The organism is Burkholderia sp. IMCC1007, assembly GCF_027257875.1.
Taxonomy (GTDB): domain Bacteria; phylum Pseudomonadota; class Gammaproteobacteria; order Burkholderiales; family Burkholderiaceae; genus Burkholderia.
Genome location: NZ_JAPVQY010000009.1, coordinates 46,119 through 56,382 on the forward strand (window position 1 = coordinate 46,119; position 10,264 = coordinate 56,382).

The following is a 10,264-nucleotide window of genomic DNA, read 5'->3' on the forward strand; positions in this document are numbered from 1 at the left end:
TGTTGGTGGGGTGTGTTGGGCCCCGGGGGGGGGGGGGTGCGCGCCCGTTTAGCGCCACCCCCGGCTCAGTAGCGGCGGACCGGTTTCGTCCCGAGCCACGGGTAGCGGTCCGTATCGCTGCCCGCATAGTCAGGATCCAGATAGACGTGACACCGCTGGATCCTGAAATCGCGAATCTCGAACACATCACACCAGCGCCCCGCGTGTGTGGCGCCTGCCTGCCAGGCCGCACCGGTTTTCAGGCTGCCGCTCGACAGCCCCTCGACGCACACGAGATCTCCGTGTTGAATGACGTTCAGACAGGAAGTCTCGTGCGAGACACCGGCCAGAATCGTCATGAGATCGCTGAACAACTGACCGATTTCCTCTTTGCCGCGTGCAACGCCCCACTTCGGGAAATACATTTGTGCGTGGTCGTCGAACAGCTCCAGCAGGTTGCCGCCCCGGTCCAGCCGCCTGAAATACTCGAGCGCGATCGCCTTACGTTGCTCATCGTTCATCGCCTTGATCTCCATCTCCGTCTCCTTTGACCAAAAAATTTCATGCCTGTCGAACTACATATGCATTCCTAATAAATTCAAAGGGAGAACGCCCATTGAAATTTCTCCGTCCGGAACACGCCGCGCTTATTTCATGGCGGCCGCTGCGCGTCGAAAGATCCAGGCAACGGGTTCGTCGTGCGCACTGCCCCCCGGCAGGCACAGCACCATAGGCAAAGCGGGGGCTTTCCGGCCGAGCGCATGACTGCGCTGCCGCGCTCGGTCATGGCTCGCTGAACAGCGGCGACATGTCGGCCACCGGCGACGGCCTGAACAAAGCATGTGCGACGTCCAGCAGCACCGGAGAAAGTTCGTTCAGCAGCGACTTCCATGTGCCGGGCCAGGACTGCACCCACTGCCGGGCGACCCAGGCGTCGACGCTCGGCGGGCGCGTATAGACACGCACGCGGTTCAGCGGGCCGACCATCACATTGAACGCGCCCAGCAAACCATCGACAAACGACGCGTCGTCGGGCAGGCCCCGTTGCGCGAAAGCCTGCCAGAACCGCGGCACGCCGCCTGCGCGAAAGCTCAAGGTCGTCTCGACGACCACCGCGCGTGGCGCGGACACCGGTATCGGCGCGCCGTGTACCGGCAACCAGTCGTTGCCGTTGCCCCACATCGGCGTCGCGCGATCAACGCCCGCCGGCACGAGAAACTCGTTTTCCTGGCGCAGGATCATCGGCCGGACTCGCGCGAAATACGTGGCCAGACGCGTATCGCCGGGCAGACTGCCCAGCCGCGCTTGCCAATCCGCGAAGTCGTCGTAACGATAGAGACAAACGACCGACTCGGGCATGCCCGACACAGGCGCGAACGCGCCGATCAAACGCTGGAGGATCGGGTTCAGTCCATCGGCACGCAACTGTTGTGCGTCCCAGAAATCACTCAGCATGCCGGGTTGCAGCGTGTAGGTACGGCGCTCGATCAGCATCGGTTTCTCCACTTCTCGGCGATGACGCCGCTATCGTGTTACAGGGTATCGGCGCCTTCGTAAGCGCGTTCCAGCAGCGCGCGAACCGCGTGCCGCTCGATCGGGCGAGGGTTCGGATAGGTCCTTTCGACAATCAGGTCCGCCGCACGGTCGAGGCCGTCGCGCGGCATCCCGATCTCGCGCAATGAACGCGGCGCACCGAGCGAGTCGATCAGGCCGCGCAGCCCGGCGACCGCGTCCGTCGCACCGATCGCGCGCCCTATACGCTCGAGCGCATGCGCAACGTGAGCCGCGTTATAGCGCAGCGCATACGGCAGGATGACGGTGTGGACGTCGGCATGAGGAAGATTGAACGTGCCGCCCAGCGTATGGCATATCTTGTGATGAAGGCCCATTTGGACGTTGCCGAGCACGGTCCCGCAGAGCCATGCGCCGTAAAGCGCGTCGCCACGCGCGTCGACGTCGGAAGGCGACACGTACAGGCGCGGCAGCGCGCTCGCGAGTGCACGTATCCCCTCTTCGGCCATCAGGCTGTATACCGGGCTGCCATCGCGCGCATACAGCCCCTCGACGGCGTGCGCGATGGCGTTCACACCGCTCGTGACGCTCAGCTTCACCGGCAACGTGAGCGTCAGCCGCGGGTCATACACGACGCACCGCGGCAGCACGCGCCAGTCCTTGCCGGTTTTCTTCACGCCCGCTTCGGTCAGCCCGTAAAGCGGCGTCATTTCGGAGCCGGCATAGGTCGTCGGCAACGCGATGATCGGCAGATCGGCGTCGAGCGCAATGGCCTTCGCGAGGCCGATCGTCGACCCGCCGCCCGCCGCGATGCACGCATCGGCGCCGGACGCCCGCATCACCCGGACAGCCTCTCGCGCCGTCTCGATCGGGACATGCATGACCGCCTTGGCCAACACGCCCGCACTGCGCTTTCCGAGCAGATGGGCGATTTGATGCCCCAACGCCGCCTGTTCGGGCGTCGTAATCAGCAGAGCCCGAGCGACGCCCAGCGAGTCGAGAATTGCGGGAAGGGTTTCCAGGCTGCCGCTGCCGAATACGACCCGACCGCCGTGGCTTTCATGGTTGAACGACTGCATGATGTGATTCGATTCCTGCTCAAAGGGGTATCCGGCGCGCGACTGGATCACGCGTCGAGCGTGCGTCTCGCATATTCGATTTCCGCATCACGTATGCCGTGCTCAGTCGCCGGATCGACGTGCAGTGTGACGGCGGCACCGGCCGCTTCGAACAGGGCCGCCGACCGGCGGACGTATTCCACCGGGACATGAGGATCGCGCTCCCAGGTGGAAAACAGCGCCGGCATGCCTGAAAAATCGCGCGCCGCCGGAGCGCGCTGCAGTTCCGGCGGCCCGATCAACGCTCCAGTGAAGGACATCAACGCACGGTACCGCCGCCGGTTGCGCCACACGAACTCGCTGCACAGGCAGGCGCCTTGCGAGAACCCCATCAGCACCTGCGACGCATACGGTACGCCCTGCAGCCGCAGCCGCTCGGACAGCGCGTCCAGACACGCGAGCGCGTCGGAAAGACGGGGCTCGTTCAATTCGACGGGAACCAGAAAGCGCTCCGGGTACCACGATGCGCCGTCTGCCATGGGCGCCCGCCACGCAAGGTCCGGCCGACCGAATCGGCGCACGACGTGATCGTGCATCCAGTCCGCCGACTGACCACGCCCGTGCACGAGAATCACCGTTGCAGCGGCACGATCGAGCGGCGCGCCATAATCGGTCACCGGCTGTTCGAGATGTGTATTCGTCATGAGATCGACGCTTCCAGACCATCGCAGCAGGCGGCACGTCGCCGCCCGGCCTGCTTGTCGTTTCAATAATTGAGGGCTTCCAGCGATTCCAGGATCACCGCGCGCTGACTTTCGAACTGCGGCGCAAGCTGCACCGTCTGCCCCATCTCCTCGTACGGTTCGTCGATCAGGAACGCATCCGGCTTCGAAACGGTCGCCTCGAACATCGCACCGCTCGGCGTGCGAACGTAGATCGATTCGAAGTAGCCGCGGTCCTTGCGCTCCGACGTATCGGTAAAGCCGAGACCTTCGAGATTGGCCTTGACCCGATCCTGTACCGAGCGGTCGGCGACCTGAAACGCGCAGTGATGCACGATCCCCTCGCCGTAAGTCCAGCTCGCCTGACGCATGTCCGGCTCGAGCGCGTAATCGACAAACTTGCCGGAGCCGCCGTCGCCGAATGCATAGCGCGCGAACTTGCCATCCTTGTCGACCTCGTGCGCCGACCAGCCCTGCTGCATGAATTCCTGCGAAGCCTCCATGTCGCGCACGTTCACGCCGATCGTATGCAGGCCGCGAATCGCCAGCTCGGCCGGCACGTCGCCGTTCGAATAGGGCTTGCGTGCGTCGTCGGCAATGCCGATCAGCTCGTACGGGATGCCGCACGGATGGCAAAACGACAGGACCTGCTCGCCGAAACGTTCCGACCGACGGACCTCGAATCCGTGCGCGGCAAGCCGTCGTTCCCAGAACGGAATCGCCGATACAGGAACAGACAGCGACAGGCCGCCGATCTGCCCCGCGCCGCGATGCCCCTTGCGCCCGAAATGCGCGACCGGAAAGCAGGTAATCAGCGTGCTTTCCTCGCCGAGATCATTACCGTAGTAAAGGTGGTAAAACGGCGCCATGCCGTCGTAGATGAGCGTCTTCTTCACGCTTTTCAGCGACAGCACCTTCGTATGGAAGTCATAGTCCTGTTGCGCGGTACCGACGCACAGCGTGATGTGATGGTGGCGCATGATCGCCTGGTTGATCTGGGTCATGTGTGTCTCCTTCATGGAATCGAATGCGATACAAATTCGCGGCGGGCGGGAACCGGCCGACGTACTAACCGGTCATCGCGTCGTCGACGAGTTGCCAGATGAAGCGCCCCGACGGACGCTTCTGCTCTTCCGCGATATGCGCGATCAATCCGGCCGCGCGACTGAGCACGGCGAAGCCGCGCATCAACGACGGGGGAATGCCGAGATCGCCGAGCAGTGCCGCGATCGCGCCGGTCGCATTGATCGTGACGTGCTTGCCGGCGGCGGCATCGACTTCCGCAGCCAGCATCTCGAGCGCTTCGCAATGGGCGCCATACGTACCGGCATCGCGCGCGAGCGCAAGCAATGCGATGGCACGCGGATCGTCCGGCCGGTGCAGATGGTGCCCAAATCCCGGAACGGGCTCGTGCCGCGCGCGGTATTCACGTGCCACGTCCGCGGCCTCGCGCGGCCCGTTCTCCTGGGCCGCGACAATCCTCGCGAGCAGCTCCGCGGCCGGCTCCATCGTGCCGACGAAACGGCTGGCCACCGCGAGCAGGCCCGCGGCGACGCCCGCCTGAAGATTCTCGGGCGAACTCGAGTACACCATCCGCGTCGCGATGGCACTGGGCGTCATGCCATGCTCCATCAGCGTCACGAGAATCGCATCGACGACACGTCGCTGGTGCTGCGCGAGCGCGATACCGAAGGTCTGCTGCATGAATACGTCGATGAAACCGGCGTTGCCGATCAGGTCGTCGACGAGATTGCTGTCGCCGTAGTACACCGCATCCGCGGTGTAGCGACAGAGCCGGCTATCCGGCACATCGGCCTTGCCCGCCATCACTGCCCCCTTGTTCCGAGGATCGCATCGCGAACCGCCGGCTTGAGCACCTTGCCGACCGCGCTACGCGGCAATGCATCGAAAAAATGAACGACCTTCGGCGTCTTGACCGAACCGAGCTCGCGCTTGACGAACGCGATCAGTTCGTCCGTGTGTACGCTTGCGCCCGGGCGCAGTTGCACCGCGGCATGTACCGCTTCGCCCCATTTGTCGTCCGGAACGCCGACCACCGAGCAGTCCGCGACGGCCGGGTGCCCCGACAGGACCACTTCGACGTCTCCGGGATAGACATTGAATCCGCCGGTGATGATGACGTCGCGCATGCGGTCGCGCAGAAACAGATAGCCGCGCTCGTCGAACACGCCCGCATCGCCGGTACGCAGCCAGCCGTCGATCAGGGTCTTGCGCGTTTCTTCTTCCGCATTCAGGTATCCGCTCATGACGAGGCCGCCACGCACGGCGATCTCGCCCTCCTCGCCCGGCGGCAGCGGCACTCCGTCCTTGCCGATGATCGCCACCTGCGTCAGCAGCGTCGGTCGTCCGACCGACGCGAGGTTCTCGCCCGTCATGTCGGTCGGCGGCAGGAACGTGATGATTTGCGGTGCTTCGGTCTGCCCGAACGACGTACAGACGACCGGACCGAACACGGCTTGCGCATCGCGAATCTGCTCGGGCCGCATCGGCGCGCCGCCGTAGACCAGATAGCGCAGCGCGCCGAGCGAGCGCGGCGCGCTGCGCTGTTCTTCAGCGAGCGCCTGGATCAGCGTGGGCGGCGCAAAGAAGACCGTCACGTCGTGCGCGCTCGCGTGATCGAGCAACGCTCCCGGCTTCGCGTGGTCGGGAAAGACGAGCGCACCGCCGGAGCCGAGGATCGGCAGCATGTACGTCGATGTGCCGTGCGTGAGCGGGGCCGCGACGAGATAACGGTCATTCGGCTGCAACCCGAGCTCATGAATCTGCGTCGCGATGCTCGTGGTCCACGCGCGCAGCGGCTGGATCACCCCTTTCGGGAAACCCGTCGTCCCGCCGGTAAATTTGATGGCCTGCGCGTCGTCCAGCGGAATGCCGGCGCGCGAGCGCGGGCCCATCGCGAGCGCGTCGCGATTGCCGGTCTGACGAGCCAGCGCATCGAGCGGCTGCAATGGGGCATCGATCGGCTCGAGACGTTCCAGCATCGCCGTATCGGCGAGTACCAGCGACGGTTTGACGAAATCGACGATGCGGTGCAACTCGGGATCGCCGTTGCGCGGATTGAGCGGCACCCAGACCTTGCCGGCCGCGAGAATCGCGAGAATGGCCACCAGATGGTCGACCGAATTCGCGGCGCCCACGCAAACACGGCTGCGCGGCTGCGGATCGATGCGATCGAGCGCGGCGGCGCGATCGAGCACGATGTCCGCGAGCGCGGCGAACGTCAGATCGCCCTGCGGGCTGATCACCGCGAGACGGTCGGGATGCCGCTGCACGGCACGCCACAAATAGTCGATTGGATACATGGACAGACTCCGGGTTTCGGGGCGCACTCGAAGCGAGTGCATCAGTACGTGGCTGAACTTTATTAATTGTTCAAATGTTCGAACATTCGGATATACCCGAGGGCCATGCGATGCGTCCCCAACACAACCGAAGCGACACGTTCCGGACGAACATTCGAACAAAGGCCCAACCGCCCGCTATACTGAAAGCCGCTCAATCATGCGTCGTCGCCAATGAACGCCCCCGTCCCAGCGTCCGATACCGTCTCGCTCGAGTCCCCCCAGCCCCGTCATGTCGACTTGGCCCGCACGCTGATGCACGACATCGGCAGCGGCCGATACCGGGTCGGAGACATGCTGCCGACGGAAGCCGAGCTGTGCGCCCAATGGAACCTCAGCCGCTATGCCGTGCGCCAAGCCATTCTGAAGCTGTGCGAACTTGGCCTGATCAGCCGCCAGGCAGGGATCGGCACCCGCGTGATCGCGAGTCATCCACACACCCGCTACGTGCAGTCGATGGATTCGTTATCGGATCTCGCCCGTTACGCGCAAGGCACACGACTCGATGTCGTATCGCGCAGCGTCCGCCCCGCGAGCGATGCCGAATCCGGCCTCCTGCACTGCGCACCCGGGACCAAGTGGTTGCATATCGCCGGCATTCGCCACGATGTATCGGGCGCAGCCGAGCCGATCGCGCTCGTCGACCTGTATGTCGCGGAGCGCTACAGTCGCCTGAAAGGCGTGGGAGAAACGCTCGATACACCGATACACACGATGCTCGAGCAACAGTTCGGCATCAAGGCGACGCGCGTCGAACAGCAGATCCAGGGGCTGCTGCTCGTCGGCGACCAGGCAGTCGCATTGCGGGTGCCGGACCAATCGGCCGGGCTACGTATCGTGAGAACCTATTACGCTCAAGACACTGTGATCGAGGTCACGTCGGGCATTCATCCTGCAAGCCGCTTCAGCTATTCGATGACGTTTCAGCTGACGCATACATCGAGCTGATATTCGAACTCGCGCCGCGTGCTGCGTCGAACGAATGCGTCGCGTGCGTTCGACAAAAATGCTCCGTTCGACCATCGTGTCTGCCGCGCTTGCAGCGACTCGCTTGACGTAGCGTTGAAATTCGCCGGCTGCCGCGCGATGCCGCTTGCCGCGTTCCGGCTCGTTCGCGCGACATGGCCCTCTCGATGATCTTTCCTACGATCATGCGCGCAATATCGACGGGGCACGCATCGCGCTCGACGGCGGCCTCGCGGTGAGCGCAAGGTACGCAGTCGATCCGCCCGATCGTCGACGATGCATGCGACCCAACAGGCCCGGTGTATCCAGTCCCGGCGCCATCTCCCCGGATCACTTATCATACCGGCCAAGAAATTCGCGACGAAAGGCAGATCATGTTTACAGGCATTGTTCAGGGTATTGGCGTCATCGAGGCCATCAAGGATCACGGCGAGCTGCGCACGTTCAGCATCGCATTCCCCGAGGGCTTCACCACCGACATCGAGATCGGCGCGAGCGTGTCCGTCGACGGCGTCTGTCTGACCGTGACGACGATCCATTCTCCGGCCCTGATCGACTTCGACGTGATGCTGCCGAGCCTGCGCATCACCACGCTCGCCGGCCTCACGACCGGCGCGCGCGTCAACGTCGAGCGGGCCGCCAAGGACGGCGCGGAAATCGGCGGGCATCCGCTGTCCGGCCACGTCGACTTCATGGGGACCATCGCGAACATCGCGTCGTCCGAGCACAACCGGATGATCCGGATCGCCGTGCCGGCCGATTTCAAGCGCTATGTGTTCGCAAAGGGCTATATCGCGATCAACGGCTGCAGCCTCACCGTGGCGGACGTCAACCGCGACGAAGGCTGGTTCGAGGTCTGGCTGATTCCCGAAACGCGCCGCGCCACCACCTTCGATGCGAAGGGCGTCAACGACAAGGTCAACATCGAGATCGAGCGCAGCACGCAGGTCGTCGTCGATACGATCCGCGAGTCGGTCAAGGAAACGCTCGGCGAACTGACCGGCGTCGTCACGACGTTGCTCGCGGAAAAGGGCATCGACATCGAGGAACTGCTCGCGCGCAACGTCGCGAAGCTACCGAAGGCGTAACGCCCGCGTTCCCGGTGATCCACGGGATCACCGGTTCAGGCTGCCGTGGACCCGATCCGGTCGTCCGCGTCGCCCACCGCCACACCCGCCGGCTTCATGCCGGCTTCACTCCGCCTCCGCCTGCGCGCCCTTCCCCACCGCCACCCGCTGCGACCGATAGATCCCCGCGTGCCCGGAGAACAGATACGCGACCACGCAAGCAACGATCGCATACACGCCGATATCCGCGCCGAACAGTTCGATCGCCATGATCGTCGATGCGATCGGCGTGTTGGCCGCGCCCGCGAACACCGCGACGAAGCCGAGCCCCGCGAGCACCGGCACGGGCAGCGCGAGCACCGGTCCGAGCGCGTTGCCGAGCGTCGCGCCGATGTAGAACAGCGGCGTCACCTCACCGCCCTTGAATCCCGACGCCAGCGTGACGACGGTAAACGCGAACTTGCCCGCGAAATCGTAAGCCGGCAGCGGCCCGTGAAACGCGGCCTCGATCGTCGGAATCCCGAGGCCGAGATACTGCGGCACGTTCAGCACGGTCGCGGCCACGGCGACGAGCAGGCCGCCGAGCACCGGCTGCAGCGGCGCGTAGCGCACGATCCGCCGAAACCATGCCGTCAGCCCGTGCGTCGCATACGCGAACAGCCGACCGACGACACCGAACGCGACACCCGCGACCACCGTCGCGGCAAGCCCCGCCGCCGACACGGCCGGCACGAACGGAATCGCATACACGGTGTGATGCACGCCCCACGCGCGGCACACGACGTCCGCGACGATCGCCGATGCCACGCAGGTCAACAGCGCGTCGTACCGCAAGCGCCCGATCGCGAGCACCTCGAGCCCGAACACGGCACCGGCGAGCGGCGTGCCGAACACCGACGAGAACCCGGCCGCGATACCGCCCATCAGCAGCACGCGCCGATGCTCGCGATCGAGACGGAACACGTGCGTGACGCGATCGGCGAGCGCGCCGCCCATCTGCACGGCCGTGCCCTCGCGGCCGGCCGACCCGCCGAACAGGTGCGTGACGACGGTCGCGACGAGCACGAGCGGCGCCATCCGTTTCGGCACGAGCGCCTTCGGGTCGTGGATCTCGTCGATCAACAGGTTGTTGCCGCGCGCGACCGACTGGCCGAACCGGTGATAGATCCAGCCCGTCGCGAAGCCGGCGGCCGGGAGCCCCCACAACAGCCACGGATGCGCGACGCGCGTGCCGGTGGCCCAGTCGAGCGCGATCAGGAACACCGCGGAAGCCGAGCCGGCCAATGCGCCGAGCAGGGCCGAAAGCGCGAGCCAGCGGCACACGTAGCGGACGGTCGCGAAAAAATCGGCAGAAGTCGAAAAAAACATGATTTCCAGATTCGACGGAACATCGAACCCTGGGCGGCAGAACACCGCGTGGACGGCCTGCGACCTCCTGACGACCCAGGAACACGCAGGCATCATCAGCCGGGCAGACCGGCGGTTGAGGGCCGAACCGTGCGCGCAACGCGCCGGGATCGACCGCAGGGAGGCATGCCATCTCCGCTGGCGGCAATTGTACGCGACGCGCGACACGGCGCGCAATGCGGCTCCGGTCA

Annotated in this window: 10 protein-coding genes and 1 riboswitch; of the genes, 2 read left to right on the forward strand and 8 right to left on the reverse strand. The window is 65.0% G+C overall.

The annotated features are described in order from the left end of the window. Positions 1-65: 65 nt before the first annotated feature. The 7 genes from O1Q03_RS11385 to O1Q03_RS11415 all read right to left on the reverse strand — a co-directional run bounded on the left by O1Q03_RS11385 (position 66) and on the right by O1Q03_RS11415 (position 6,594). Positions 66-515 carry a nuclear transport factor 2 family protein gene (locus tag O1Q03_RS11385; RefSeq protein ID WP_269503490.1) on the reverse strand — a complete coding sequence of 150 codons (450 nt, stop codon included), beginning with the start codon at positions 513-515 and terminating at the stop codon, positions 66-68. 247 nt (positions 516-762) lie between these two features. Continuing rightward, positions 763-1,473 carry an NIPSNAP family protein gene (locus O1Q03_RS11390; protein ID WP_269503491.1) on the reverse strand — a complete coding sequence of 237 codons (711 nt, stop codon included), beginning with the start codon at positions 1,471-1,473 and terminating at the stop codon, positions 763-765. Positions 1,474-1,511: 38 nt separating this feature from the next. Further along, positions 1,512-2,570: a maleylacetate reductase gene (locus tag O1Q03_RS11395; RefSeq protein ID WP_269503492.1), complete on the reverse strand. Its 1,059-nt coding sequence runs from the start codon at positions 2,568-2,570 to the stop codon at positions 1,512-1,514. Between the two features lie 47 nt (positions 2,571-2,617). Then, positions 2,618-3,253: an alpha/beta hydrolase gene (locus tag O1Q03_RS11400; RefSeq protein ID WP_269503493.1), complete on the reverse strand. Its 636-nt coding sequence runs from the start codon at positions 3,251-3,253 to the stop codon at positions 2,618-2,620. A gap of 62 nt (positions 3,254-3,315) precedes the next feature. After that, the gene (locus O1Q03_RS11405; protein ID WP_269503494.1) at positions 3,316-4,275 is read right to left on the reverse strand and encodes a VOC family protein; all 960 of its coding nucleotides are present in this window, start codon (positions 4,273-4,275) and stop codon (positions 3,316-3,318) included. Between the two features lie 64 nt (positions 4,276-4,339). Beyond that, a complete protein-coding gene (locus O1Q03_RS11410; protein WP_269503495.1) occupies positions 4,340-5,098 on the reverse strand; it encodes a citryl-CoA lyase in 759 nt (252 codons plus the stop codon). Further along, positions 5,098-6,594 carry a class I adenylate-forming enzyme family protein gene (locus O1Q03_RS11415; RefSeq protein ID WP_269503681.1) on the reverse strand — a complete coding sequence of 499 codons (1,497 nt, stop codon included), beginning with the start codon at positions 6,592-6,594 and terminating at the stop codon, positions 5,098-5,100. Before O1Q03_RS11415 ends, O1Q03_RS11410 begins: the two co-directional genes overlap by 1 nt. 279 nt (positions 6,595-6,873) lie before the next feature. Between O1Q03_RS11415 and O1Q03_RS11420 the strand changes: the two genes are divergently transcribed. Together O1Q03_RS11420 and O1Q03_RS11425 are read left to right on the forward strand one after the other, a co-directional pair. Beyond that, complete coding sequence (locus O1Q03_RS11420) at positions 6,874-7,581, forward strand: GntR family transcriptional regulator (protein ID WP_269503496.1); 708 nt, start codon at positions 6,874-6,876, stop codon at positions 7,579-7,581. Between the two features lie 392 nt (positions 7,582-7,973). After that, the gene (locus tag O1Q03_RS11425; protein ID WP_269503497.1) at positions 7,974-8,687 is read left to right on the forward strand and encodes a riboflavin synthase subunit alpha; all 714 of its coding nucleotides are present in this window, start codon (positions 7,974-7,976) and stop codon (positions 8,685-8,687) included. 105 nt (positions 8,688-8,792) lie between these two features. Here the strand turns inward: O1Q03_RS11425 and O1Q03_RS11430 are convergent, their stop codons facing one another. Then, positions 8,793-10,034: a voltage-gated chloride channel family protein gene (locus O1Q03_RS11430; RefSeq protein WP_269503498.1), complete on the reverse strand. Its 1,242-nt coding sequence runs from the start codon at positions 10,032-10,034 to the stop codon at positions 8,793-8,795. Between the two features lie 79 nt (positions 10,035-10,113). Then, positions 10,114-10,219: riboswitch (Fluoride riboswitch) on the reverse strand. Positions 10,220-10,264: the final 45 nt, after the last annotated feature.

Excerpts from the sequence above, each read along its gene's own strand:
- O1Q03_RS11400 (WP_269503493.1), bottom strand. The coding sequence starts at position 3,253 with ATGACGAATACACATCTCGAACAGCCGGTGACCGATTATGGCGCGCCG.
- O1Q03_RS11385 (WP_269503490.1), bottom strand. The coding sequence starts at position 515 with ATGGAGATCAAGGCGATGAACGATGAGCAACGTAAGGCGATCGCGCTC.
- O1Q03_RS11430 (WP_269503498.1), bottom strand. The coding sequence starts at position 10,034 with ATGTTTTTTTCGACTTCTGCCGATTTTTTCGCGACCGTCCGCTACGTG.
- O1Q03_RS11405 (WP_269503494.1), bottom strand. The coding sequence starts at position 4,275 with ATGACCCAGATCAACCAGGCGATCATGCGCCACCATCACATCACGCTG.
- O1Q03_RS11395 (WP_269503492.1), bottom strand. The coding sequence starts at position 2,570 with ATGCAGTCGTTCAACCATGAAAGCCACGGCGGTCGGGTCGTATTCGGC.
- O1Q03_RS11415 (WP_269503681.1), bottom strand. The coding sequence starts at position 6,594 with ATGTATCCAATCGACTATTTGTGGCGTGCCGTGCAGCGGCATCCCGAC.
- O1Q03_RS11425 (WP_269503497.1), top strand. The coding sequence starts at position 7,974 with ATGTTTACAGGCATTGTTCAGGGTATTGGCGTCATCGAGGCCATCAAG.
- O1Q03_RS11410 (WP_269503495.1), bottom strand. The coding sequence starts at position 5,098 with ATGGCGGGCAAGGCCGATGTGCCGGATAGCCGGCTCTGTCGCTACACC.
- O1Q03_RS11390 (WP_269503491.1), bottom strand. The coding sequence starts at position 1,473 with ATGCTGATCGAGCGCCGTACCTACACGCTGCAACCCGGCATGCTGAGT.